This is a genomic window from Microbacterium capsulatum, from assembly GCF_030865425.1.
In the GTDB taxonomy this organism is placed as follows: domain Bacteria; phylum Actinomycetota; class Actinomycetes; order Actinomycetales; family Microbacteriaceae; genus Microbacterium; species Microbacterium capsulatum.
In genome coordinates this window covers 96,983-120,896 of the sequence record NZ_JAVFCB010000001.1, presented here as the reverse complement: position 1 = coordinate 120,896, position 23,914 = coordinate 96,983, and the positions used below count along the sequence as shown (strand labels likewise).

22 protein-coding genes are annotated in these 23,914 nt (G+C 71.7%); 5 read left to right on the top strand and 17 right to left on the bottom strand.

Going from position 1 to position 23,914, the window contains the following annotated elements; translation table 11 throughout:
• Nucleotides 1–98: 98 nt before the first annotated feature.
• Nucleotides 99–368, bottom strand: coding sequence for a 30S ribosomal protein S15 (gene rpsO / locus RBR11_RS00565; protein ID WP_029145701.1), 270 nt, complete (start codon nt 366–368; stop codon nt 99–101).
• A 215-nt stretch (nt 369–583) separates the two neighbouring features.
• Here rpsO and RBR11_RS00560 point away from each other — a divergent pair, with 215 nt between their 5' ends.
• Both RBR11_RS00560 and RBR11_RS00555 read left to right on the top strand, forming a co-directional pair.
• Complete coding sequence (locus RBR11_RS00560) at nt 584–1,810, top strand: MFS transporter (protein WP_373889760.1); 1,227 nt, start codon at nt 584–586, stop codon at nt 1,808–1,810.
• 222 nt (nt 1,811–2,032) lie between these two features.
• The gene (locus RBR11_RS00555; protein ID WP_308487343.1) at nt 2,033–2,920 is read left to right on the top strand and encodes a DNA-3-methyladenine glycosylase family protein; all 888 of its coding nucleotides are present in this window, start codon (nt 2,033–2,035) and stop codon (nt 2,918–2,920) included.
• 108 nt (nt 2,921–3,028) lie between these two features.
• On the opposite strand, the gene RBR11_RS00550 is transcribed toward RBR11_RS00555, so the two are convergent.
• The 8 genes from RBR11_RS00550 to RBR11_RS00515 form a co-directional block, all read right to left on the bottom strand.
• Nucleotides 3,029–3,577: a YceI family protein gene (locus RBR11_RS00550; protein ID WP_308487342.1), complete on the bottom strand. Its 549-nt coding sequence runs from the start codon at nt 3,575–3,577 to the stop codon at nt 3,029–3,031.
• A 162-nt stretch (nt 3,578–3,739) separates the two neighbouring features.
• The gene (locus tag RBR11_RS00545) at nt 3,740–4,108 is read right to left on the bottom strand and encodes an FKBP-type peptidyl-prolyl cis-trans isomerase (RefSeq protein WP_308487341.1); all 369 of its coding nucleotides are present in this window, start codon (nt 4,106–4,108) and stop codon (nt 3,740–3,742) included.
• Nucleotides 4,109–4,413: 305 nt separating this feature from the next.
• Entirely contained in the window at nt 4,414–5,733 is a 1,320-nt protein-coding gene (locus RBR11_RS00540) for a PrsW family intramembrane metalloprotease (protein ID WP_308487340.1), read from the bottom strand.
• Nucleotides 5,734–5,856: 123 nt separating this feature from the next.
• The gene (locus tag RBR11_RS00535; RefSeq protein ID WP_308487339.1) at nt 5,857–6,159 is read right to left on the bottom strand and encodes a hypothetical protein; all 303 of its coding nucleotides are present in this window, start codon (nt 6,157–6,159) and stop codon (nt 5,857–5,859) included.
• Nucleotides 6,160–6,292: 133 nt separating this feature from the next.
• A complete protein-coding gene (locus tag RBR11_RS00530) occupies nt 6,293–7,756 on the bottom strand; it encodes an aspartate ammonia-lyase (protein ID WP_308487338.1) in 1,464 nt (487 codons plus the stop codon).
• Nucleotides 7,757–7,821: 65 nt separating this feature from the next.
• Nucleotides 7,822–8,739, bottom strand: a complete 918-nt coding sequence (locus RBR11_RS00525) for a metallophosphoesterase (RefSeq protein WP_308487337.1) — start codon at nt 8,737–8,739, stop codon at nt 7,822–7,824.
• Between the two features lie 43 nt (nt 8,740–8,782).
• Nucleotides 8,783–9,115, bottom strand: coding sequence for a peptidase (locus tag RBR11_RS00520; RefSeq protein ID WP_308487336.1), 333 nt, complete (start codon nt 9,113–9,115; stop codon nt 8,783–8,785).
• The gene (locus RBR11_RS00515) at nt 9,112–10,350 is read right to left on the bottom strand and encodes an inorganic phosphate transporter (RefSeq protein WP_308487335.1); all 1,239 of its coding nucleotides are present in this window, start codon (nt 10,348–10,350) and stop codon (nt 9,112–9,114) included. The genes RBR11_RS00520 and RBR11_RS00515 overlap by 4 nt, the downstream gene beginning before the upstream one ends.
• 131 nt (nt 10,351–10,481) lie before the next feature.
• Between RBR11_RS00515 and RBR11_RS00510 the strand changes: the two genes are divergently transcribed.
• Together RBR11_RS00510 and RBR11_RS00505 are read left to right on the top strand one after the other, a co-directional pair.
• Nucleotides 10,482–12,608 (top strand): S9 family peptidase, encoded by a 2,127-nt coding sequence (locus RBR11_RS00510; RefSeq protein ID WP_308487334.1) that lies wholly within the window; start codon nt 10,482–10,484, stop codon nt 12,606–12,608.
• A 547-nt stretch (nt 12,609–13,155) separates the two neighbouring features.
• Entirely contained in the window at nt 13,156–13,734 is a 579-nt protein-coding gene (locus RBR11_RS00505; protein ID WP_308487333.1) for an endonuclease domain-containing protein, read from the top strand.
• Between the two features lie 38 nt (nt 13,735–13,772).
• Here RBR11_RS00505 and RBR11_RS00500 read toward each other — a convergent pair whose 3' ends face one another.
• The 6 genes from RBR11_RS00500 to truB all read right to left on the bottom strand — a co-directional run bounded on the left by RBR11_RS00500 (nt 13,773) and on the right by truB (nt 20,210).
• Entirely contained in the window at nt 13,773–14,801 is a 1,029-nt protein-coding gene (locus RBR11_RS00500) for an ATP-dependent 6-phosphofructokinase (protein ID WP_308487332.1), read from the bottom strand.
• 207 nt (nt 14,802–15,008) lie between these two features.
• Nucleotides 15,009–17,171, bottom strand: coding sequence for a DEAD/DEAH box helicase (locus RBR11_RS00495; protein WP_308487331.1), 2,163 nt, complete (start codon nt 17,169–17,171; stop codon nt 15,009–15,011).
• 202 nt (nt 17,172–17,373) lie between these two features.
• Entirely contained in the window at nt 17,374–18,351 is a 978-nt protein-coding gene (locus RBR11_RS00490; RefSeq protein ID WP_308487330.1) for a bifunctional riboflavin kinase/FAD synthetase, read from the bottom strand.
• Complete coding sequence (locus RBR11_RS00485; protein ID WP_308487781.1) at nt 18,348–18,758, bottom strand: hypothetical protein; 411 nt, start codon at nt 18,756–18,758, stop codon at nt 18,348–18,350. Before RBR11_RS00485 ends, RBR11_RS00490 begins: the two co-directional genes overlap by 4 nt.
• A gap of 172 nt (nt 18,759–18,930) precedes the next feature.
• Nucleotides 18,931–19,296: a hypothetical protein gene (locus RBR11_RS00480; protein ID WP_308487329.1), complete on the bottom strand. Its 366-nt coding sequence runs from the start codon at nt 19,294–19,296 to the stop codon at nt 18,931–18,933.
• A complete protein-coding gene (truB, locus tag RBR11_RS00475; protein WP_308487328.1) occupies nt 19,293–20,210 on the bottom strand; it encodes a tRNA pseudouridine(55) synthase TruB in 918 nt (305 codons plus the stop codon). The genes RBR11_RS00480 and truB overlap by 4 nt, the downstream gene beginning before the upstream one ends.
• 63 nt (nt 20,211–20,273) lie before the next feature.
• Between truB and RBR11_RS00470 the strand changes: the two genes are divergently transcribed.
• Nucleotides 20,274–21,155 carry an HhH-GPD family protein gene (locus tag RBR11_RS00470; protein WP_308487327.1) on the top strand — a complete coding sequence of 294 codons (882 nt, stop codon included), beginning with the start codon at nt 20,274–20,276 and terminating at the stop codon, nt 21,153–21,155.
• 13 nt (nt 21,156–21,168) lie between these two features.
• Here the strand turns inward: RBR11_RS00470 and RBR11_RS00465 are convergent, their stop codons facing one another.
• Both RBR11_RS00465 and rbfA read right to left on the bottom strand, forming a co-directional pair.
• A complete protein-coding gene (locus RBR11_RS00465; RefSeq protein ID WP_308487326.1) occupies nt 21,169–23,319 on the bottom strand; it encodes a LuxR C-terminal-related transcriptional regulator in 2,151 nt (716 codons plus the stop codon).
• 104 nt (nt 23,320–23,423) lie between these two features.
• On the bottom strand, nt 23,424–23,855 hold the full coding sequence (gene rbfA / locus RBR11_RS00460; RefSeq protein ID WP_308487325.1) for a 30S ribosome-binding factor RbfA: 432 nt from the start codon (nt 23,853–23,855) through the stop codon (nt 23,424–23,426).
• Nucleotides 23,856–23,914 lie beyond the last annotated feature (59 nt).

Sequence of the window (23,914 nt, the reverse complement as noted above, 5' to 3'; positions counted from 1 at the left end):
CAGGAGCGGAACGGTCCGGGGAACGACCGAGGGCCGCCCCACACCTGGGACGGCCCTCGCAAGAATGTTCTGCGCGATTGAACGCTGGGTTGCTCTGCTTAGCGGCGGAGACCGAGACGCTCGATCAGCGAGCGGTACCGCTCGATGTCGATGTCCTGGAGGTAGCCGAGCAGACGACGGCGCTGACCGACGAGCAGGAACAGGCCACGACGCGAGTGGTGGTCGTGCTTGTGCTCCTTGAGGTGCTCGGTGAGGTCCTTGATGCGCTGCGTCAGCATCGCAACCTGCACCTCGGGGGATCCGGTGTCACCGGGGTGCGTCGCGTACTCTTCGATGATCGCCTTCTTGACGTCTGCATCCAGTGCCATAGGTGATCCCCTTCCTCTTTGCTGCGCGGTGCCCGACGCCGGATGCGTGGGCTCTCTTTCTCCGCGGCCGATCGAACGGCAACCGCACAAGTCTATCAGTCCCTGCAGCGTTCCCGCGCCGCCCGGGATCCCGCCCGTTTCCGCACCGATACGCTCGACGGGTGGGCCACCTGATCGACCTGAGACCGTTGCGGCAGAGTCCCGCGTTCGCCCGGATGTGGATCGGATCCACCCTCAGCGGCATCGGCGGGCAGCTCACGGTGGTCACCGTCATGCTCCACGTCTTCTTCCTGACCGGGAGCACGTTCGCGGTGTCCATGATCGCCGTGGCAGGGCTGGTTCCGATGATCCTCGCCGGCCTCTACGGCGGCATGCTCGCGGACGCCTTCGACCGCCGTCGCGTCGCGCTCATCGCCGCCGTCGTGGCGTTCGTCGCGACCGGGTCGCTGGTCGCACTCACGTGGACGCACACCGTGACGATCTGGTGGCTGTACGCGCTCAGCATGATCGTCGCGGCGGCGAACTCGGTCGGCATGGCCACCCGGACCGCGATCGTGCCGCGACTGCTCCCCCGGGAGATGCTCGCCCCCGCGTCCGCCCTGAACGGCGTCGCCTTCGGCATGACCGTGATGGTCGGCCCCGCGCTGGCGGGCCTGCTCGTCGCCCTCACCGGCTACGGCTGGACCTACACGATCGACGTCGTCCTGATGCTGTCGATGTTCCTCGGACTGTGGACGCTGCCGGCACTGCGGCCGGAGGGCGAGATCGTGCGGCCCGGGCTCGCCTCGCTCGTCGACGGGGCGCGGTTCCTGCGCCGGGCGGGCAACATCCGGATGCAGTACGTCCTGGACATCTGCGCCATGACGTTCGGCCAGCCGCTCGTGCTGTTCCCGGCGCTCGGCACGGTGATCCTGGGCGGCGGGGCGGTGACGACCGGCCTGCTCACCGCCGCCGTCGCGGCGGGGACGTTCCTGTCCAGTCTGTTCTCCGGGCGGATCGTGCACTACCGCTGGCACGGACGCGGCATCGCCTGGGCCGTGCAGGCGTACGGCGGCGTGATCGTCCTGTTCGGTGCGGTGCTGCTCACCGGCGTCGGGTCGAGCTCGGCGACGGCATCCTCCCCGGACGTGCTGCTGATCGCCCTCGCCTGCGTCGCGCTCGCGCTGTCCGGCGCGGCCGACAACGTCAGCTCGATCTACCGCAACACGATGATGCAGGCCGCGGTGCCGGACGCCATGCGCGGCCGCCTGCAGGGCGTCTTCATCATCGTCGTGGCCGGCGGGCCGCGGCTGGGCGCGCTGTACGCGGGCGCGCTGGCGTCGTTCACCGCGCTCTGGTTCCCGCCACTGCTCGGCGGACTGCTGGTGATCGCCCTGGTGGCGCTGTTCGTGCGGATGAGCCCGCGCTTCCGCACGTACGACGCCGATCATCCCGAGCCCTGAGCGCGGCTCGCCACGCACTGTCGCTCGGCCCCGCGCCGTCGCAGCGCGCCGTTGCAGCGCGCCGTCGCTCGTCGCCGCCCGGTCGGAAAACGGAGAGCCGACGGACCCGCCTCGGCGCGTCGCCGGGCGCGGAGCGCCCGACACGCCGACTCGCTCTCCGTTTTCCGACGACGGAACAGCTTCCGCCGATGCGATGTCGGTGGCCCGGGGCAGAGTGAGCGCATGAGCACCACCGCCCGCACGACCACGCTGCCCCTCATCGGGCCGTACGACCTCCGCGAGGTCGCACTCATGGGGTTCGGCCACCGCGACGAGTCCTCCTTCGACGGCGTCATGAGGCTGGCGTTCTGCACCGACGCGCTGGATGAGCAGGTCGGCGTCGAGGTGCGCCAGCAGGGGGACGCCCTCGCGCTGACCGTTCAGGGCGCGGGGGATCTCGACGCGATCGCGGCGCAGGTCGCCCGGGTCGTCTCGGCGGATCACGACGGCGATGCATGGGCGGCCGTGTGCGCTGCGGATCCGGTGCTCGCACGGGTGCACGCCGCCGCCCCCGGCTTCCGGCCGTCGAACTTCTACAGTCCGTACGAGGCGGCCGTGTGGGCGACGCTCTCCGCACGCAGGGCGCGGCACCAGGGCATCGCCCTGCGGCAGCGCCTCTCCCAGGAGCACGGCAGGGTCTTCGACGTCGCCGGACGCACCGAGGCCGCCCTGCCGCTGCCCGAGCAGCTGCTGCGCATCGACGCCTTCCCGGGACTGCCCGCCGACCGGATCCCCCGCCTGCACGCGATCGCCCGCGCCGCCCTCGACGGGCAGCTCGACGTCTCCCGCCTCGCCGCGATGACGCCCGAGGAGGCCCTGCTCGACGCGCAGCGCCTTCCCGGGATCGGCCCGTTCTACAGCGCACTGATCGTGATCCGCGCGTGCGGCTTCACCGACGTGCTGTCGACGCAGGAGGATCACACCCGCGCGGCGGTGCAGGAGCTCTACGGCCTCGACCACTCCCCCGGCGACGCGGAACTGGAGCGGATCGCCGAGGCGTGGCGGCCGTTCCGCACCTGGGCGACCGTCGCGCTGCGCGCGGTCGGATCCCGGCTCGGCGCCGCCGCCTGAGCGGATCGCGACCGGGAGCCCGGCCCCGCGCGATGCGCATGCGCCCGACGGGGACGACGAAGGGCGGGCGCCGCCGCAGCAGCACCCGCCCTTCGGACAGCCTGAGGCTTACGCCTGCAGCGCGCCCTGCAGGTCGAGGGTGATCGTGACGTCCTTGCCGACGAGCACGCCACCGGTCTCGAGCGCGGCGTTCCAGGTGAGGCCGAAGTCCTCGCGGTTGATGACGGCCTTCGCCGAGGCACCGGCCTTGTAGTTGCCGTGCGGGTCGGCACCGAAGCCGCCGAAGTCGAGCTCGAAGGTGACCGGCTTGGTCACGCCGTGGATGGTGAGGTCGCCGTCCACGTAGAAGTCGCCGCCCTCGATGCGGGCTCCGGTCGAGGCGAAGTCCATGGTCGGGTAGGTCTCGGCGTCGAAGAAATCGGCCGACATCAGGTGGCCGTTGCGGCCGGCGTCACCGGTGTCGAGCGAGGTGACGTCGACGCTCGCCTCGACGCGGGCCTCGAGCGGGTTCTCCGGGGCGATCAGGGTGGCGCTCTTCACACCGAAGGTGCCGCGGACCTTCGAGATCATCATGTGGCGGACGCTGAAGGTGACCTCGCTGTGGGACGGGTCCAGGATCCAGGTGCCAGCGCGGTAACCGGGGACGTCGATGCTCATGTCTGCTCCTCGTGGGGAAGTTCGGGGCCACCGCTCGTGCGGCGACATCATGATCCAACTTACATGCGCATGAATACATTCCCGATTCGCCGAACTTTTTTCGGGATCCTCCCCGACACGACGAAGGCCCCGTCCGCGGACGGGGCCTTCGGGATCGGTTCGTCAGCCGACGGCGACGAGATCGATGATGAAGATGAGGGTCTTGCCACCGAGGAAGTGGCCGGAACCCGCAGGGCCGTAGGCCAGGCGCGGCGGGATGGTCAGCTCGCGGCGTCCGCCGACCTTCATGCCGGGGATGCCCTCCTGCCAGCCCTGGATCAGGCCGCGCAGCGGGAACTGGATGGTCTCGCCGCGACCCCAGGAGGAGTCGAACTCCTCGCCGGAGTCGTGCTCGACACCCGCGTAGTGCACGGTCACGGTGTCGCCGGGCTTGGCCTCGTCGCCGGTCCCCTCGATGAGGTCGCGGATCACGAGCTCCGTGGGGGCGGGGCCGGTGGGGGCGTCGAACTCGGGCTTGGTGCGCTCAGTCATGACTCCATACAACCCGACCCCGCCCGCGGTGGTCAACGCGAGCGGCTGTGCCGAGGGCGAACACGACGCGATCCGTCTGGATCCCCGGAGCGGATCCTTGACATCCCCGCGGCCCGGGTGCAGGCTGATACCAGATCAAAGATCAACTCAGCGCCCGGTAGGACTCGCAGGCATCGCCGCAGCCCCGGGCGCTGAGTCTTGCTACGCAAAGGCTCAATGTCGCCGAAGGCGGGGTTGAGCCTTCGTCGTAGCAAGGTTGAGCGAGCACCGCGAAGCGGCGCGGGTCGAAACCTCCCCTGTGCGCCTCAGATCGACAGCAGGGCGTCGCGCGCCGCGTGGGTGCGCTGCAGCAGGGTCTGCTCGTCCTGCGCGGCGAGCGGGTCCCGGCCGGTGATGATCCGCTGACGGACCGCGGCCAGCGTCGTGGCGTCCTTGATGAACCCCCGCATGATCGGCCGCCGATCGCCGCGGAGCGTCGCCGCCCACTGCATGCCGGCGCGACGGCCCGCGCCGGTCGCGAGCATCGAGACCTCCTGCGGGGTGAACCATCCCGCGGCCGCGTAGTCGCTGAGCCGCGCGAACGTGAGCCGCGCCTCCTCCTTGCGGAGCAGGACCACCCCGATGATGAAGCCGACGAACAGCGGCACCTGCAGCACCAGGTACAGGACGAAGAAGTTGCCGAACGTGGCGGAGCCGTTCCACAGCGCGTGCAGCGCGACCGCACCGACGAGGCCGATCGCACCGAAGCCGAGCGCCCTGCCTGCGGAGGCTCCGCGCCGCGCCGCCAGACCGATCGCGACGCCGGTGACCGACGTGAACATCGCGTGCGCGAACGGCGAGAGAAGTCCTCGCATCACGAACGTAACTGTGAGCTGCGCCGCGCCGCCCTCGATGAGGTTGACCGCGAAGTACTGGATGTTCTCGGTGAACGCGAACCCTGCGCCGACCAGAGCGCCGTACACGACGCCGTCGATCGGGCCGTCGAAGGCGCGGCGCGCGATCAGGAAGACGAGGAACACCCCGAACCCCTTCGCCGTCTCCTCCACGAGCGGCGCCTGGATCACGCCCTGCAGCGCGTCGTCCCGGTGCCCGAAGACGAGGGTGAGGCCGAGATCGACGAGCAGCGCGATCCCGACCGAGGCGATCGCACCCCATCCGATCGCGAAGGCCACGAGCGACCTGGGCTCCGGCTCCCAGCGGTCGATGAAGAACACGCCGAAGAACACGATCGTGAGCGGGACGAGGGCGAGCACCATGCCGATCCCGGATGCCGCGACGCCGAGCGCCCACACGAAGTAGGCGATGAGCCCGATCAGCAGGAACCCGAGCACGCCGAAGATCCACACGGACGCGTGCCGGCCCCTGGTCGACGGCACGGGGAGGGCCGGAACCGCGGCCACAGGCGCCGGCGGACGGTACTCGTGCCAGGCCTCGGATGCGTGGTGCTCCGGGCGCTGCGCGAGCACCGATCCGTACACCGGCGACGCCGGGGTGGAGGCGGGCTGCGGATATGCCTGCGGCTGCACGTACTGCGGCGCCTGCGCGTACTGCGGCGCTGCGTGCGGCGCGCCGGGCGCCGACCCGGGGCGCTGCTGCGCGGGGTCGTCGTGTCCTCCGAAGGTCATAGGAGAAGACTAGGGCTCGCCGCAGCCCTGGTGCCGCCGCGCGGGCGACCCGGATCCCCGACGACCGGGAACGACGGAGGGGCCGGTCCCTCCCGGACCGGCCCCTCCGCCCTGCGCGGGCGCTCAGCTGCCGGAGACCGCGCCCTGGCTCGCCGCGATCATCACGCTGACGATGACGAGGATGCCCACGAGAACGCCCAGCGCGGTCAGGATCCAACCCGCGATGATCGCGATCTTCGCGGGGGTGTTGTCATAGCCGACCGCGCGGCTCTGGCCGCGGGCGACATAGCCGAGGATGAGGCCGAGCAGGGACGACACGACGAACGTCAGCACGAGGGCGACGATGCCGAGGGTCTTGCCGGGGACGGACGCGGGAGCGGGGGTGTAGGCCGGCGTCTGAACGCCGTCGGGAGCCTGGTTGGTCATGGTGTCCTCCTGTCGAATGAAAATGCCGAGATGACACTATCCTGTGAATTGCCTGAGCGTCTATAGGGAGAATGCCCCATCGACGACGGATGGCCCGCCGCTCTGGAGCGACGGGCCATCCGGGGGCAGGGGATCAGACCCCGGCGTCGACGTCCTTGTGCGGGATGACCGGGATCGCGGCGGTGATCGCCTCGAGACCGGACAGGCGCGCCGGCGACAGCTGCTTGGTGACCTCCTCGCGCGACATCAGACCCGCCTCGACGACGAGGTCGGCGACGTTGCGGTTGGTCAGCAGCGCGGTCTTGGCGAGGGCCGCCGAGGCGGAGTAGCCGATGAACGGGGTGAGCGCGGTGATCACGCCGACCGAGGAGCCGACCATGGCGCCCAGACGGTCGCGGTTGGCGGTGATGCCGTCCACGCAGTTCACCCGCAGCGTCCACATCGCCTGGCGCATCCAGGTGATCGACTGGAAGATCGAGTGCGCGATCACGGGCTCGAACGCGTTCAGCTGCAGCTGACCGGCCTCCGCCGCCATCGTGACGGTCATGTCGGATCCTGCGACCGCGAAGGCCACCTGGTTGACGACCTCGGGGATCACCGGGTTGACCTTGCCGGGCATGATGCTCGAGCCGGCCTGCATCGCCGGGAGGTTGATCTCGCCGAGACCGGCCTGCGGGCCGGAGGAGAGCAGACGCAGGTCGTTGCAGATCTTGGAGAGCTTCATGGCGTTGCGCTTGAGCGACGAGGAGAACGACATGAAGGATCCGGTGTCGCTGGTGGCCTCGACGAGATCGCTCGCGGTCGACAGGTCCAGGCCGGTGATGTCGCGCAGGTGGCTCAGCACGGCGGCGGCGTACGCGGGGTGGGTCGTGATGCCGGTGCCGATCGCCGTGGCGCCCATGTTGATCTCGAACATGAGGGAGGCGTTCTCGGTGAGGCGCTCGTGGTCCTCGCCGAGAGTCACCCCGAAGCCGTGGAACTCCTGGCCGAGGGTCATCGGCACGGCGTCCTGGAGCTGGGTGCGGCCGACCTTGAGCACGTCGTGGAACTCGCGCCCCTTGGCCAGGAATGCGACACGCAGGTGGTCGAGCTCGTCGAGCATCGAGCGCAGGGTCAGCGACAGGCCGATCTTGATCGCGGTCGGGTAGACGTCGTTCGTGGACTGGCTGCGGTTGGTGTGGTCGATCGGCGACAGGAAGGCGTAGTCGCCCTTCGCCCGGCCGGCGATCTCGAGCGCGATGTTGGTGATGACCTCGTTCGCGTTCATGTTGGTCGAGGTGCCGGCGCCGCCCTGGATGACGCCGACGATAAACTCCTCGTGGTACTCGCCGTCGATCACCTTCTGCGCGGCGGCGTCGATGAGATCGGCCTTCTCCGGGTCGAGGACACCGATCTCCTTGTTCGCCCGGGCGCTCGCCTGCTTGACCATCGCGAGGGCGATGATCATCTCCGGGTAGACGGAGATGGGGCGCTTCGTGATCGGGAAGTTCTCGGCGGCGCGGAGCGTGTGGATCCCCCAGTACGCGTCGGCGGGTATCTCCTTGCTTCCCAGGGAGTCGGTTTCGGTTCGGGTGACGGCAGGCGCAACGGCGACCATGGACACATCCTCGTGGGTGATGGCTGACAGGGAAGGGGGATGCTTCCATCCTAGCCACCGCGCGGTCACCGTCCGGGCTTGCGGGAGAACGCCTCCAGCCGTCCCTCCGGGGTCAGCGCGGCCATCCGGGCGACCCATTCAGGGCTGAACGTCATCACCGGCTCCGCCTCCACCACCGGGACCACCGTGTGCGTGATCGTCTCCGGGCGCACGTGCACGAGCTGGAACGACTGCGCGGCATCCATCCCGTTCACGCGGTCGGCGGGGCTCGCGACGTCCATCGTGTAGCAGGTGGCCGACGCGACGCTCACGGGGATCCCGGCGAACGTGGCGTGCAGCGAGTAGTGCAGATGCCCGGCGAGGATCCCCCGGACATCGGATCCGCGGAGGATCGCGGCGAGCTCGTCCTGGTGGCGCAGCTCGAGGATGTCGAAGAGCGGGACGTGACTGGGCACCGGCGGGTGGTGCATGGCGAGCAGGGTGCCGTGCGGCGCGGGCTCGCGCAGCTGGTCGGCGAGCCAGGCGCGCTGATGCGCGTCGATGTCGCCGTGGTGCCAGCCCGGCACGGTCGAGTCCAGGGCGATCACGCGCAGACCGTTCAGGTCCCACACCCCGGTGATCGGCTCCTCGGTCGGGCGCTCGTCGAGCAGATGCTCGCGCAGGGCGGGCCGCTCGTCGTGGTTGCCGGCGACCCAGATCACGGGTGCGCCGAGTCGTTCGGCCACGGGCTCCACCGCGGTGCGGAGGCGACGGTACGCCTCGGGCTCGCCGAGATCGGCCAGATCCCCCGTCACGACGATCGCGTCGGGACGGTCGGCCGCGCTCTCGATGGCGGCAAGCGTGCGCTCGAGCGCACGGTCCACGTCGAAGCGGCCGCCGAGCGCGGCACCGCCGGCGAGCAGGTGCGGATCGCTCACGTGCACCAGGGTGTGTGTGGGCGGGGCGTAGCGGCCGAACTGCGGAAGGGGCGCGGACGTGCTCATCCCGTCAGGCTACCCGGGGACCGGGACGGAGCCCCGGCGCCGCTCAGCGGAGGACGATGAGGAGGATCCCCGCGACCACGGCGGCGGCGCACAGGGCGAAGCATCCGAACGCCGCGATCAGCGCGAGCCGCTTGGCGCCGTCGCTGAGCGGGCTCTTCTTCGCGGCCTTCGCGGCGGCCTTCGCGGCACGCTTGGCCTGCTTCTCGGAGATGACCGTGATCGCGTCGGTGAACTCGGCCGGCGTGACGACCGGGGAGCGCCCGGCCCGAACGAGCATGCGCAGTCCGGTCGCATAGAAGCCGACGACGAGCAGGGTGCCGGCGAGCGCGACGCCGAGCACCTCGAGGAAGGCGAGCCAGTTGATCACGATGCTCATCGCTCGCCCTTCTTCGCCTTGGCCTTGACGCGCTCCTGCGCCCGCTGCACCCGCTCCTGTCGCGGGGTGAGCGGCGGCGCGTCCGGAACGTCGACCGCGCGCCCGGAGGCGGCGACCTCGCTGAACGCGTTGTTCGCCGTGACCGCGTTGCGGCGGGAGCGCAGGAACAGGCCGACGATGATCCCGAGCGCGAGGAGAACGTCGACGAGCACGCCCCAGCCGGATCCGATCCGCACGATGAGGGCGGCGATCCCGCCCACCACGGCGGCCGCGGGAAGGGTCAGCACCCAGCCGATCGCGATCCGCCCTGCGGTCCGCCAGCGCACGCTGGAACCGCGCCGTCCGAGTCCGGATCCGATCACGGATCCCGAGGCGACCTGGGTGGTGGACAGTGCGAAGCCGAGCGCGCTGGACGCGAGGATCGTGGCCGCGGTCGAGGTCTCGGCCGCGAAGCCCTGTGCGGGCTTGACATCGGTGAGGCCCTTGCCGAGCGTGCGGATGATCCGCCACCCGCCGAGGTACGTGCCCAGCGCGATCGTGAGCGCGCACGCGACGATCACGTAGATGTGCGGCCGGTGGTCGCCCTGCGCCTGCCAGCCGACCGAGATCAGGGCGAGGGTGATCACGCCCATCGTCTTCTGGGCGTCGTTCGTGCCGTGCGCGAGCGCCACGAGCGAGGAGGTGAAGATCTGGCCCCAGCGGAAGCCGTCGCGGCCGTCCGGCTTGCCGTCGTAGCGGCGGGTGATCAGGTACGCGAGCTTGGTCGCGAGATACGCGATGAGACCTGCCGTGACCGGGGAGATGAGCGCCGGCAGCACGACCTTCGACAGCACGACGCCGAAGTTGATGCCGCCGATCCCGATGCCGACCAGGGTCGCGCCGATGAGTCCGCCGAACAGGGCGTGCGAGGAGCTGGACGGCAGCCCGAGCAGCCAGGTCAGCATGTTCCAGGTGATCGCGCCGATGAGCCCGGCGAAGATCAGGGCCGGGAACATATGCGCGGTGCTGGGATCCTCCCGCACGATGCCGCCGGACACGGTGGCCGCGACCTCGGTCGACAGGAACGCCCCGACGAGGTTCAGCCCGGCGGCGAGCAGCACCGCGACCTTGGGCTTGAGCGCCCCCGTCGCGATGGGCGTCGCCATGGCGTTGGCCGTGTCGTGGAACCCGTTGGTGAAGTCGAAGAACAGTGCCAGCACGATGACCAGCACGACGATGAGGGCTGCGGTTTCCACCGGTCGCTTTCAGGGAGTGGAGGATGTGACGAACGAAGAGTTCACCGGGGCTTCAGCATCCGTTAACGGGCCGTGAGAATCCTCCCACCCCTCCCTGCGCCGGTCAACTCGACCTCGGCTAGCGTGGGACGGTGACCTCCGACTCCGTTCCCGCCGCCGTCCCCGCTCCCCCGCGGGCGGCACGCCGATCCCTCCTCCGCAGCCACCACGGCGACGTGTTCGACGACCCGTACGACTGGCTGCGCGCCAAGGAGGACCCCGCGGTGATCGCGCACCTCGAGGCGGAGAACGCGTACACCGATGCCCGCGTCGCGCACCTCGGCCCGCTCCGGGAGACGCTGTTCGAGGAGATCAAGGCGCGGGTGCAGGAGTCGGACCTGTCCGTGCCGACCCGCCGCGGCGACTGGTGGTACTACGGCCGCACCGTCGAGGGGCAGCAGTACGGTCTGCAGTGCCGCGCGGCCGTGGCCTCCCCCGACGACTGGACGCCGCCGGTCCTGGACGCCGCCGTCCCCGTGCCCGGGGAGCAGATCCTGCTCGACGGCAACGTCGAGGCCGAGGGGCACGAGTTCTTCGCGATGGGCGCGTTCGACGTGTCGGACGACGCCACCCGGCTGCTCTGGTCGACCGACTTCGAGGGCGACGAGCGCTACACGGTGCACGTGCGCGACCTCGTCACCGGCGAGACCCTGCCCGACGAGATCCCCGGCACCTCCGGCGCGTTCTTCACGCCCGACAGCGCCGCGATCCTCTACACGACGGTCGACGAGTCCTGGCGTCCGGACACCCTCTGGCTGCACCGGATCGGGACCCCCGTGACGGACGACGTACAGCTCTTCCACGAACCGGACGAGCGGTTCTGGCTGGGCGCCGGGATCACCCGCAGCCGCAAGTACCTCGTGATCGGGGTCGGATCCAGCATCACCAGCGAGGAGCACCTCGTCGATCTGGACGACCTCACCGCCGTGCCGCGCGTCGTGTGGCCGCGCCGCGAGGGCGTGGAGTACTCGGTCGAGCACGCGGTGGTGGACGGCCGCGACGAGCTGCTCATCCTGCACAACGATGAGGCGCTGGACTTCGAGCTCGTGTCCGTGCCGGCGGCGGATCCGCAGGGCGGGCGCCGGGTGATCCTGCCGCACACGCCCGGCCGGCGCCTGCTCGACGTGGACGCCTTCCGCGACGTCACGGTGGTCGCGTACCGCTTCGAGGGACTGGAGCGGATCGCGCTGATGGATCCGACCACGGGGGACCTGGACGAGCTCTCCTTCGACGAGCCGCTGTTCTCGGCCGGGTTCGGCGGCAACCCCGAGTGGGCGGCGCCGTTCCTGCGCCTGGGCTACGGATCCTTCGTCACGCCGTCGACCGTGTACGACCTCGAGCTCGCGACCGGCGCGCTGCATCTGCGCAAGCGCCAGCCCGTGCTCGGCGGCTACGACCCGGCCGACTACGGGCAGCGCCGGGACTGGGCGATCGCCGAGGACGGCACCCGCATCCCGATCTCGCTGGTGTGGAAGCGCTCGTTCGGCGAGCCCGGATCCGAGCCGCGCCCGGTGCACCTGTACGGCTACGGGTCGTACGAGCACTCGATCGACCCCGGTTTCTCGATGATGCGGCTGTCGGCGCTGGACCGCGGCGTGGTGTTCGCCGTCGCGCACGTCCGCGGCGGCGGCGAGATGGGCCGGCAGTGGTACGAGGACGGCAAGCTCGGCCACAAGGCGAACTCGTTCACCGACTTCGTGGCCTGCGCCCGGCACCTGGTCGCCGAGGGCGTGACCGCGCCGGACCGCCTGGTCGCGGAGGGCGGCAGCGCGGGGGGCCTGCTGATGGGCGCGGTGGCGAACCTCGCCCCGGAGCTGTTCAGCGGGATCCTCGCCTCCGTGCCGTTCGTGGACGCGCTGACGACGATCCTGGATCCGTCGCTCCCCCTCACCGTGATCGAGTGGGACGAGTGGGGCGACCCGCTGCACGACGCCGACGTGTACGCGTACATGAAGTCGTACACGCCGTACGAGAACGTGCGCGATGGCGTCGCCTATCCCCCGATCCTCGCGGTCACCTCGCTCAACGACACCCGTGTGCTGTACGTCGAGCCGGCCAAATGGGTCGCCCGGCTGCGTGACGCGGGATCCGCGGACGTGATGCTGAAGTGCGAGATGGTCGCCGGCCACGGCGGCGTGAGCGGCCGGTACAACTCCTGGCGCGAGCGCGCGTTCGAGCTCGCCTGGATCCTGGACCGGCTCGGGGCCGCCGGGGGGTGAGAGCGGGTCTGCCCGCCGCGCGCCGCGCGGGCTCAGGCGATCACGCAGAAACAGGCAACGCGGCACGACGCAGGCCTGATCCGGCGTGTTCGCCTGACCCCACGTGGCGGCTAGGCGTCGGGGATCGTCCTGCACAGCACCGCCCGTGACCAAATCTCCCACGGCTTCCGCAGCGATGGCTCTCCAGCGCATCCCGCTCCCGCACTCTGGGACGATGCATCAGCAGCGTCCGGCGGAGTGGGTGCGCGCGAGGCACGGGGTCTCGCACTCCTCGACGCTGCGCCAGGCCGGATTCACCGAGCATGCGGTCCGAACCGCGGTCGCACGAGGGAGTCTCCTGCGGATCCGAAGGTCCTGGCTGGTCACCCCGGACTGCGACGAACGACGGATCCGGGCAGCCGCAGTCGGCGGACGGCCGACGTGCGCCACCGCCGCTTCGCTCGCCGGCCTCTGGGAGGTGAGGACGCCCGAGATCCACGTTTGGTTGCCGAGAACTGCATCCCGCTTCGAGCACGCCGGCGTCCGCGTGCACTGTGCTCAGGGCCCCGTGCCGGTCGCTGCTCGGTCCTGCGAAGAGCCGATCGTCAACGTCCTGTTCCAGGTCGCCGGGTGCCTTCCGCCGGCGGACGCGCTCGCGATCTGGGAGTCCGCCGTTCGCCGCGAACGGATCGATCTCGACGTTCTCGAGCGAGTGCGCTGGCGGTCGAGAGCCGCGGCCGATCTTGCGGCCGCGGTCGGATGCCGTTCCGATTCCGGGCCGGAATCCTCATTCCTCGTGCTGATGAGGGAGATCGGGGTCGACGTGCATCAACAGGTCTGGGTCGACGGGCACCCCCTGGACGGGCTGATCGGGCGACGGCTGGGCGTCCAGATCGACGGATACGCACACCACAGCTCTCCGCGCGATCGACGTCGCGATATCCAGGCCGACGCGCGCCTCGCGGTGCGCGGGTACACGATCCTGCGCTTCGACCCCTGGCAGATCGACAACGATCCTCACCTGGTGCAGCAGACCGTCCTGGACGCGATCGCGCAGGGCCTGCACCTCTCGCCTCAGCCCCGCGCGACATCAGGCCATCGCGCGAGATCAGGCGTTCACCCGACTCCATCGCCTGATCCGGCGTGATGGCCTGATCCGACGCATGACCGGGCCGGCAACGCCGTTCAGCCGAACAGCGCGGCCGCCTCTTCGTAGCGCTGCAGCGGGACCGTGTTCAGCTCGCCGAGGGCCTCGGCGAACGGGACGCGGACGATGTCCGTTCCGCGCAGGGCCACCATCTGCCCCCAGGACTCGTCGACGAGCGCGTCGGCGGCGTGCAGGCCGAGGCGGGTCGCCAGCACCCGGTCGAACGCCGAGGGCGAACCGCCGCGCTGGATGTGCCCGAGCACCGTGGAGCGGGTCTCGATGCCGGTGCGGCGCTCGATCTCGGGCGCGAGGACCTCGCTGATACCGCCGAGGCGCGGGCGGTTGAAGGCGTCCAGCCCCTTGTCGCTGTACGCCTGGTCCATGCCCTTGAGCTTGAAGCCCTCCGACACGACGACCAGCGGGGCCCGGCCCCGGTCGCTCGCAGAGGTCACCAGGTCGCAGATCTCCTCGATCGACATCGGCACCTCGGGGATGCAGATCGCGTGCGCCCCCGCGGCCATGCCGGCGTGCAGGGCGATCCAGCCGACGTGCCGGCCCATGACCTCGGCGACCATGCAGCGCTGGTGCGAGTCGCCGGTGGTGCGCAGGCGGTCCATCGAATCGGTCGCGATGTTGACGGCCGTGTCGAAGCCGAAGGAGTAGTCGGTCGCACGCAGGTCGTTGTCGATGGTCTTCGGGACGCCGAGGATCCGGATCCCGTCGGCGGAGAGCCGGTTCGCGGCCGCGAGGGTGCCCTCGCCGCCGATCGCCACGATCGCGTCGATCCCGTGCTTGGCGAGGTTCTTCGCCACGTTCTCGGCGCCGCCGTGCGGACCGTCGTACGGGTTGGTGCGGCTCGTGCCGAGGATCGTGCCGCCGACCTTGGACAGGCCCTTCACCTCGTGCCGGGTGAGCGGGAAGAAGTCCGCATCGACGACGCCGCGCCAGCCGTCGCGGATCCCGACGAACTCGAAATCGTACGTGGTGGTGCCCTTGAGCACGATGCCGCGGATGACCGCGTTCAGGCCGGGGCAGTCGCCGCCGCTGGTCAGGATGCCGATCTTCATGGGTCGTCCTCGGGAAGGGGTGGGGGAAGGAAGCGCGGCGCCGTTGCCAGGTTCGACCCTAGCGCCGACAGACGCCGCAACGCCATTCCGAGCGCCGAAAACCGTGGTTCTTGACACCCTCTTCGGGGACTTTTCCCTTTTTTGCACCGAATCCGGCTCGGCAGCCCGAAAGTGCCGCGAGGAATCGGTGTTCTTGCGACCCTGCGATCACGCCCCGCCGAGCGCCTCGCGGAGCAGGTGCATGAGCGCCGCCATCTGCACCGACTCGCTGGCGTTCTCCTCGACGGCCTCCCCGTCGAGGGCGCGCGCGGCGAGCCCCTGCTTCTGGTCGATGAGCTCGGCGATCTTCGTGTCCAGCGTGTGCGCGGCGATGATCCGCCAAGCGGTGACCGGCTCGTCCTGGCCGATGCGGTGGACCCGGTCGATCGCCTGGGTCTGCTCGGCCGCGGTCCAGCTGAGCTCGGCGAGCACGACGTTGGAGGCCGTCTGCAGGTTCACGCCGACACCGGCCGCGGTGAGCGAGCACACCGCGATCCCGACCCCCGGGTCGCCGTTGAAGGCGTCGACCGCCTGCTGCCGGGCGACCGCGGTCTGGTCGCCGCGCAGGGAGACGGAGCGGATCCCGGCCGCGGCGAAATGCGCCTCGGCCTGATCCATCACGTCCACGTGCTTGGCGAAGAAGACGACCTTGCCGACGGAGCGCTGCAGCTGCGCCGCGTAGTCCGCCGCGAGCAGGGCCTTGGCCTGACCGATCTTGCGCACCATGGTGAAGACGTTGTCCCCGCCCGTGCCCGCGGCCTTGGACTCCTCGAGCTCGCCGTGTGCGACGAGACGGACGATGTCGTCGTCGATCTCGCCCCCCTTCGACAGGCTCAGGGACCCTCCGCGGTCGCCGCGCGCCTCGATGATCCGGCGGTACTTCGCCGCCATCCGCGCGCCGAGCTCGCGCTCCGCCTGGCGGATCCCGCGCCCGAACTCGTCGTCCAGCTGCACGGGCAGATCGGCGATGAGCTTGTCCGGCAGGTCCGCCGCGACGTCCTTCTTCTTGCGACGCACGATCCCCATGGAGATCACCGCGTCCCTGGCCTCACCGTAGAACGATTTGTCCGCCGGGGTGAGGCCGGTCGCATCGAGCTTCTCGGCGAGCTGCGGCGAGGGCCGTTCGCCGTTGGTCCAGCCGAGGAACCGCCAGATCGCGTCGAAGTCCTCGACGTCGTTGATCAGCGGCGTTCCGGTCAGCGCCATCAGCAGCGGCTTCCCGCCGGGCGCCTGCTCGCGGATCCGCGACGACAGCGCCAGCACGTTCTGCGAGCGCTGCGAGGAGAGGTTCTTGATGAAGTGCGCCTCGTCCACGACCATGCCGCGCAGGCCGATCTCGCCGAGCCAGGACAGGTGCCTGTCGAGGATCTCGTAATTCACGATGAACACGTCGGCGAAGGCGTCGACGTCCTGTCCGTCGCCCTGGATGACGGCGGCGCGACGCTGGGGAGTCCACCGCTCCACCTCGCGCGCCCAGTTCATCTTCACGACATTCGGCACGACGACCAGGAGCGGGTAGGCGTGCGCGACCGAGGCGGCGAGCACCGACTGCGCGGTCTTGCCGAGGCCCGGCTCGTCGGCGAGCAGGAACGACCGGTGGCCGGCGCGCACGGACTCGAGGAACCGCGACTGGTGCACCATCACCTCCAGGCCCTTCGGCGAGAGGTGGTCGTACTCGGGCAGCGGCGGCAGCTCCATGGACGCCGCGGAACCGCCCGCGCCCATCGCGAACGACTTGTACAGCGGCCCCATCAGCTCCCAGCCGTCGAGCCGTCGGCGCGGTGTCGACGCCGGCCGCGGGGTGAGGTCGGGGGCGAGGAACGGGTTCGCGAGCATCCGGGATTCGACCGACGGCGGGGTCACCTGACGCTCGGCGAGCGCGGCCGGCACCACCGGGGCCTGCTGCACCCGGGCCACGTCGGCGATGACGAGCTCCTCGGGGGCGAGCTCCGCGCCAGACTCGAGCAGCCAGTCGCGGCGCATGCGCTTCGCGACCGGGCTCGTGGCCTGGTCGGCCTCGAGCAGCTGGATGAGCGACGTGTCGCGGGCGGCCGTCTTCGCGAGGATCGTCGCGACGCCGTCGAGGCGCTTGAGCAGCTCGGCGCGCGCGACGTCGCCGATCCCGGCGTCCGACTTGACCCTGGCGCGCTCCTCGCGCACCAGGAAGGCGATCACCTGGAACTTGACGCGGTTGGTCGGGCCGAGTTTGCCGCGCTGCGCCTTCGCCTCGATCTCGCGCACCTTGCGCGCGAGGATCGGGATCAGCGGCGCGTCCTCGTCGCGACGCGACGTCCTCTTCCGCCGGGTGGCGGTGGTTGCCGTGGTCGGCATGCTCCTCCTGAGCGTGGATGCCGCTGCGCACCGGGGCGAGCGGCGGTTCTGCAGAACAATGCGTGTCCGCGAACGGGCTGTGGCCGTACGGCTCCCGGCGAGAGCCGGAAGACAAGCGGACGACGACCCCGCGAGCGCGCATCACGCACGTCGATCGCAGCGGGTCTGCCGCCAGTTTACGCCACGCGGAGCCGGATCCGGATCACTGCGCGTTCGAGCGCGCCGTATCCGGCTCCTCGATCCCCAGCAGGATCCGCGCCTGGGCGACGTCGGACGCGATGCCGGCGATCAGCGCCTCGATGCTGTCGAACGCCGTCATGCCGCGCAGGCGGTGGGTGAACTCGACCGTGACGTCGTGTCCGTAGAGGTCGAGACCGGGCCGGTCGATCGCGTGCGCCTCCACCTGGCGCTCGAGGACGTCGTCGAAGGTCGGGTTGGTGCCGACCGACACGGCGGCAGGGTGGGTCAGTCCCGTGGTGTGGTCGATCATGCGGCCCGCGTACACGCCGTCGGCCGGGACGAACTCGTCCAGCATGGCCGGCAGGTTGGCGGTGGGGAAGCCGAGCTCGCGCCCGCGCTTGTGCCCGTGCACCACCTCGCCGCGCACCGAGACCGGCCGGCCGAGCACGGTGCCGGCGAGCGCCACGTCACCCGCCGCGAGGAGCTCGCGCACCCAGGACGACGACATCCGGCGGTCGGTGCCGGTGAGGAACACGTCCTCGATCACGTCGACCACGAAGTCGTCCTGCGCGCCGAGTTCGCGCAGCAGACCGGGCGTGCCCGCTCCCCCGCGTCCGAACCGGAAGTCGCGCCCGACGAGCACGGCGGCCACGTGCAGGGCGTCGACCAGGATCGACCGCACGAAGTCCTCCGCGGTGCGGGCGGCGAGCTGCTCGTCGAAGGTCAGCACGAGCACGGCGTCCAGCCCGCACTCGGAGAGCAGCTCGATCTTGCGGTCCACCGAGACGAGGGCGTCGGGGCAGTGGTCCGGGCGCAGGATGCTCAGAGGGTTGCGGTCGAAGGTGACCGCCACGGTCCTCGCGCCGAGCTCGGCGGCGTCGAGCGCGGCCTTGCGGAACACGGCGCGGTGCCCGGCGTGCACGCCGTCGAACTTGCCGATGGCGGCGACGGTGCGACCGAAGTCGGCCGGCACCTCGGACGGATCGCGGAAGACGATCATGCGCGCGCACCCCCGGTCGGCGCGGGCGCCGCGGGACGGTGCTTCACGAGCCACCAGAGCCCGGCCATCGGCAGGAAGAGCGGGATGAACACGTACCCGATGCCGTACACCGACCACACCGTCGGGTGCTGGAACAGGCCGGGATCCACCAGGCTCAGCGTGCCGACGACGAGCACGCCGATCATCTCGAAGACGATCGCGGTCCAGGCGATCCGGTACCAGCCGGAGCGGCCCGAGAGGATGAGGGCGAGCGTGGCCACGATGTAGACGACGGCGGACGCGGCGGAGAGCGTGTAGGCGACCGGAGCCTCGTCGAAGCTGCGCACGATCTGCACGAACGAGCGGCCGGTCGCTCCGAGCGCCATCACCGCGTAGACGATGACGAGGACCCGTCCCACGCCGCGCATGCGCGGCCGCGCGGATGCGGTCCGGGTCGGGTCGGGCTCCGACGAAGGGGCGGAGTCGGGCGGGATCGGAGGACGCGCGGTGCTCATGGCGGATCCCATTGTACGGACGTTCCCGAGGACGTTCGCCGACGGCGGGACAGGCGGCCCCGAGCGTCCGGCCCCCGCCCCGGTGTCAGGCGGGCGTCGTCCAGATGACCTGCATCCGCCAGATCATCACGGCGAGCGACAGTGCGACCGCGCCGAGGATCACGGTGCTCCACCGGCTGCGCTCGAGCAGCGCCCAGACCACCCCGCCGATCGGCAGCAGCACGGCGGAGACGAGGTACACGCCGTACTCGAGCGGATCCCCCTTCGGCGGATTGCCGGCGAAAGGGGAGACGATCGCCGACACGACCTGCACGATCAGCAGAAGCTCGACGAGCGCGAGGGATCCGACCGACCAGTCGCTGGGGCGCCGTCCTGCGAAGCCGAGACCGAGGCAGAACACACCCGACGCGACGGCCACGACGAGCTGGACGACGGTGAACCAGAGGATCATTCGGCCCCCTTCCCCTGCTCGGGCATGTTCATCGCGCTCTTCAGGTCGTCACCGCGGCGCTCCACGATCCCGATGAGGGCGCCGTCCGGGTCGATCGCGGCGGCGCGCGGCGCGTCGAGCCGCGCCCGCTGGCCGAGCAGCCGCTTGCCGTGCCGCAGGTCCACGGCCTCCTCGGCGGTCACCGCGAGCACCGGCAGGATCCGCCCCGCCGCCTCGGCCGACGACATCGGCGCGGCGTCCGCGAGCCCGTCGAGATCGACGGCGTCCGCGACGTCGAAGGGCCCGACCCTGGTGCGCCGAAGGGCGGTCAGGTGCGCGCCGACGCCGAGCGCGGCGCCGAGGTCCCTGGCGAGCGCCCGGATGTACGTTCCCGAGGAGCAGTCCACGATCACGTCGAGGTCGCGCACGGCGGCCCCCGAGCCCGAGACGCCGGGGCGGTCGTCCAGGACGTCGAACCGGGAGACGACGACCTCGCGCGCGGCGAGCTCGACCTCCTCCCCCGCGCGCACCCGGTCGTAGGCGCGGCGCCCGTCGACCTTGATCGCGGAGACGGCGCTGGGCACCTGGGAGATCGCGCCGGTGAGCGCGGCGATGCCGTCGGCGATCCGCTCCGGGGTCACGGCGGCGAGCGCGTCGGCCGACGCCGACACGGTGATCTCGCCGTCCGCGTCGTCCGTGGTCGTGCTCTGACCGAGCCGGATCGTGGCGACGTAGGTCTTGTCGGCGCCGACGACGAAGGTGAGCAGCCGGGTGGCGGCCTCGATCCCGACGACGAGCAGCCCCGTGGCCATGGGATCCAGGGTCCCGGCGTGCCCGACCTTGCGGGTGCCGAACGCCCGGCGGGTGCGGGCGACGACGTCGTGGCTCGTCATCCCGCCCGGTTTGTCGACGAGCAGGATCCCGCTGGCTGGCATCCCCCCAGCCTAGAGGGCGCGCGGAGGGGATCCCGGCGGCCCGGCGCGGTAGCGTGGACTCCCGTGCCCTACTCCCCCGCCGCCGCGCTGATCCCCTGGTACCGCGCGCACGCGCGGGACCTGCCGTGGCGACGACCGGAGTACCTCGAGCGGTACGGCGCCTGGGGCGTGCTCGTGAGCGAGTTCATGCTGCAGCAGACGCCGGTGACCCGGGTGATCCCGCACCTGGAGGCGTGGCTGGCGCGCTGGCCCGATCCCGCGGGCCTCGCCCTCGCGACGCCCGCCCAGGTGCTGCAGCAGTGGGCGAACCTCGGCTATCCGCGGCGGGCGCTGTGGCTGCACCGGGCCGCGGTGCAGATCGTGCAGCAGCACGGCGGTCTCGTCCCGCGGGACGTGGACGCGCTGCTCGCCCTCTCCGGGATCGGCGACTACACCGCCCGCGCCGTCGCGGCGTTCGCGTTCGGCGACCGCCACCCCGTCGTCGACACGAACACCCGCCGGGTGATCGCGCGCGCGGTGCACGGCCGCGCGCAGCCGGATCCGCCGTCCCGCCGCGACCTCGACGACATGCTCACTCTGCTCCCCCACGATCCGGAGAGCGCGGCGATCGTGAACGCCGCGGCGATGGAGCTCGGGGCGACCCTGTGCACCGCGCGTGCGGCCGACTGCGGCGCGTGCCCGCTCGCCGGCCTCTGCGCCTGGCGTGCGGCCGGGTATCCGGAGGGCGAGGACCGCCGGCGCCGCCAGGCGAAGTACGAGGGTTCGGACCGGCAGGCGCGCGGCGGCGTGCTCCGGGCGCTCCGGCACGCGGTCGAGCATCGGCTGCCCGCCGACGCCGTGCTCGCGGACTGGCCGGACCGGGTGCAGCGCGACAGGGCGATCGACTCGCTCATCGCGGACGGGCTGCTCGAGGCCGCGGACGGCGTCCTGCTGCTCCCCCGCTGAGGACGCGGCGGAATCACAGGTGCTGGTCGGTGCGGTGCGCGAGCACAGTCAGCTCGTGGCGGGTGCGCACGTCGAGCTTGGCGAAGACCCGGCCGGCGTGCACCTCCACGGTGCGGACCGAGACGTGCAGCCCGAGCGCGATCTCGCGGTTCGGCAGCCCCTCGGCCATCAGCAGCGCGACCTCGAGCTCGCGCGCGGTGAGGATCGGCTCCCACGTCGCCCGGCAGATCTCGAGCGGCTCGACGACGCGCGGCGGCGCCGTCTCGATCGGATCGGCGGAGGCGTCGGCTCCCGGTGCGGGCTCGCGCGGCTCGGACTCGCGCGGCTGCTCGCCGAGCCGTCGCAGGCGGCGATCGACCATCCTCCGCCAGGCCCGCGCCCCCGACTCCTGGAACAGGCTCCGCGCAGCGCGGAGATGCCGCACTCCGGCCGCTCGGTCGCCGCGGGCCGCGTACGAGGACCCGAGCAGCGCCTCCACCCTGGCGCGCTCGAACGGCGAGCGGACCACCCGCCCCTCCTCGGCCGCGGACTCCAGATCCGAGCGCCATGACGCCTCCCGGGCGGAGCGGATCCGGCCGCGCAGGGCGCGTGCCGTTGCGGTCTCCGGCGGTTCCGCCGAGGCGGCCTGGTCGATCGGGCCGACCTCGTCGAGCCCGGGGATCCCGAACGGCTCGGCGGGCGCGCCGAGGTCGGCCCAGAGCCCGAGGTGAACGGCGGCCTCGTCGGTGCGGCCGTGCAGGTAGGCGGCGATCGCGCGATCGACGAAGCCATCCGCCTCGTCGGGGCTGCCGGCGGCCGTGGCGAGATCCTCCGACAGCGCTCCGGTCCGCCCGTTCACCGCCAGCTCGAGCCGGCGCGCGAGGACCACGGCGAGACCGGCGAAGGGCAGGGCGACCGGCAGGTCCCGGGCGGCAAAGGCGAGAAGATCGTGCGCGACCCTGATCCGTCCGGCCCACACCTGCAGCAGCACCTCGGCGACGGCCCTCGCCGCGCGCGGCAGCGGACCGTGCAGGAGCGGTGCGAGGAGGGGATCCTCGTCGAGGATCGCATCCGGCTCGGCGAGGATCCGCACCCCCGCGTCCGGATCGCCGTCGAGGCCCACGGCGATCGCGTGCGCGACCCGCCGCAGGATGTCCCCGTCGCCGACCGGATCCGCGCCGTCCCCCGCGAGCGCCCCGCACCAGGCCGTCAGCGCGGACCGGACGTCGGCCGCCTGGCCAGTCTCCCCACCCGCGGCGAGCCAGGCGGCGCCCTTCTCCCGGTCGCCGCGCTGCGCGCTGAGCGCCGCGCCGAGCGCGACCGCGCGCCGGTATCCGCTGCGGGCGCCCGCTCGTCCCGCGGGGATGAGCGACTCGGGCCCCGGCACGGCCCCGTGCAGGAGCGTGTGCGCGAGGACGAACTCCGCGACCGCGTCGGCCCGGTTCGCGCCGCCCCCGGCGAGCACCGGCCGCACCCGGTCCAGCGCGTCCGCGACCCAGCCGCCGGCGAGTCCGGCCCGGCCCGCGATCAGCAGAGCCTCCGCCTGCAGCGGGGTGCCGGCGGCGGCATGGTCGACGGCCTCGGCGGCCGCCCTCGCTGCGGTGGCGGCGTCGCCCGCGGTGAGAGCCTCGCGCGCCTGGCGGAGCAGCGGCGCGACCAGGGACGGATCGGGCAGCAGCGCTCCGCACGCCCGGTGCCGGAGCGCGCCCTCGTCGTCGCCGGCCTCGTCGAGGATCACCGCCAGACGCCGGTGAGCGGCGATCCGCTCGGCGTCCGTCGCGGAGCCGAGCACGTGCATCCGCAGCGCCGGGTCCGCGAGACGGAATCGGCCCGCGCCGAACTCGACGACCTGCGCGAGCGGCGACAGGGCGATCCGATCGGCCTCGCCGCCGGCGAGCGCGCCCAGCACGTCGACGCGCCCCTCCCCGGCCAGGGCGAGGGCGAGGAGCGCGCCCGGATCCGCACCCTCCGGCACGGAAAGGACGGCGCGCGCCGAGATCGCCGGGACCAGGGGCAGCGGATCGGGAAGGATCCGCACCCCGCGGCGCTGCTCGGCGGTGAGGGCCGCCAGGACCTCGGCGACCGCGGCCGGATCGTCGGCGCAGACCGCGGCGACCGCGGCGCGCACGTGCGGGGCGGCGGGGACGGGTTGTGAGGCACCGGCGCGCGACGGCGCGTCGGACACCGCATCCTCCATCGTCACGCACCCCCCGGCGCAGGCCTGCCCGTGCCGCCTGGCACGTCCGAGCATGCTACCAGCGGCGCGAGAGCGACGCCGAATTCTTGGACTCAGTCCGTTTGGGGCTCGACCTCGACGCGGTAGGGGTCGGACTCGCCCGCGTAGCTCCCGGCGGCCGCGAGCTTCGCGACCTCCTCGTCCCGCTCCCGCGCCTGGCGGAGCAGGTCGCTGATGTGGTCGGCGTTCTCCGGCAGGGCGTCGGGGATGAACTCGAGCGTCGGCACGAGGCGCACGCCGAGCTGACGCCCGACCTCCTTGCGCAGGAGGCCCGTGGCGGCGGTGAGTGCGGCGCCGGAGGCCACCCGCTCCTCCTCGGTGCCGAGCACCGTGTAGAACGCGGACGCGTGCTGCAGGTCGCCCGTGACGCGCACGTCGGTGATCGTCACGAAGCCGAGGCGCGGGTCGCGCAGCCCCTTCTCCAGCCGCTCGGCGAGGATGACGCGGATCCGATCCGCGAGACGTGCCTGTCGTTCTCCGGCCATGGTGTTCTCCTCAGTGGTTTCGAGGTCGTTGCGCGAGGACGCGGCAGGCGACCGAGACG

Excerpts from the sequence above, each read along its gene's own strand:
- rpsO (WP_029145701.1), bottom strand. The coding sequence starts at position 368 with ATGGCACTGGATGCAGACGTCAAGAAGGCGATCATCGAAGAGTACGCG.
- RBR11_RS00560 (WP_373889760.1), top strand. The coding sequence starts at position 584 with ATGTGGATCGGATCCACCCTCAGCGGCATCGGCGGGCAGCTCACGGTG.
- RBR11_RS00555 (WP_308487343.1), top strand. The coding sequence starts at position 2,033 with ATGAGCACCACCGCCCGCACGACCACGCTGCCCCTCATCGGGCCGTAC.
- RBR11_RS00550 (WP_308487342.1), bottom strand. The coding sequence starts at position 3,577 with ATGAGCATCGACGTCCCCGGTTACCGCGCTGGCACCTGGATCCTGGAC.
- RBR11_RS00545 (WP_308487341.1), bottom strand. The coding sequence starts at position 4,108 with ATGACTGAGCGCACCAAGCCCGAGTTCGACGCCCCCACCGGCCCCGCC.
- RBR11_RS00540 (WP_308487340.1), bottom strand. The coding sequence starts at position 5,733 with ATGACCTTCGGAGGACACGACGACCCCGCGCAGCAGCGCCCCGGGTCG.
- RBR11_RS00535 (WP_308487339.1), bottom strand. The coding sequence starts at position 6,159 with ATGACCAACCAGGCTCCCGACGGCGTTCAGACGCCGGCCTACACCCCC.
- RBR11_RS00530 (WP_308487338.1), bottom strand. The coding sequence starts at position 7,756 with ATGGTCGCCGTTGCGCCTGCCGTCACCCGAACCGAAACCGACTCCCTG.
- RBR11_RS00525 (WP_308487337.1), bottom strand. The coding sequence starts at position 8,739 with ATGAGCACGTCCGCGCCCCTTCCGCAGTTCGGCCGCTACGCCCCGCCC.
- RBR11_RS00520 (WP_308487336.1), bottom strand. The coding sequence starts at position 9,115 with ATGAGCATCGTGATCAACTGGCTCGCCTTCCTCGAGGTGCTCGGCGTC.
- RBR11_RS00500 (WP_308487332.1), bottom strand. The coding sequence starts at position 14,801 with ATGAAGATCGGCATCCTGACCAGCGGCGGCGACTGCCCCGGCCTGAAC.
- RBR11_RS00495 (WP_308487331.1), bottom strand. The coding sequence starts at position 17,171 with ATGCCGACCACGGCAACCACCGCCACCCGGCGGAAGAGGACGTCGCGT.
- RBR11_RS00490 (WP_308487330.1), bottom strand. The coding sequence starts at position 18,351 with ATGATCGTCTTCCGCGATCCGTCCGAGGTGCCGGCCGACTTCGGTCGC.
- RBR11_RS00485 (WP_308487781.1), bottom strand. The coding sequence starts at position 18,758 with ATGCGCGGCGTGGGACGGGTCCTCGTCATCGTCTACGCGGTGATGGCG.
- RBR11_RS00480 (WP_308487329.1), bottom strand. The coding sequence starts at position 19,296 with ATGATCCTCTGGTTCACCGTCGTCCAGCTCGTCGTGGCCGTCGCGTCG.
- truB (WP_308487328.1), bottom strand. The coding sequence starts at position 20,210 with ATGCCAGCCAGCGGGATCCTGCTCGTCGACAAACCGGGCGGGATGACG.
- rbfA (WP_308487325.1), bottom strand. The coding sequence starts at position 23,855 with ATGGCCGGAGAACGACAGGCACGTCTCGCGGATCGGATCCGCGTCATC.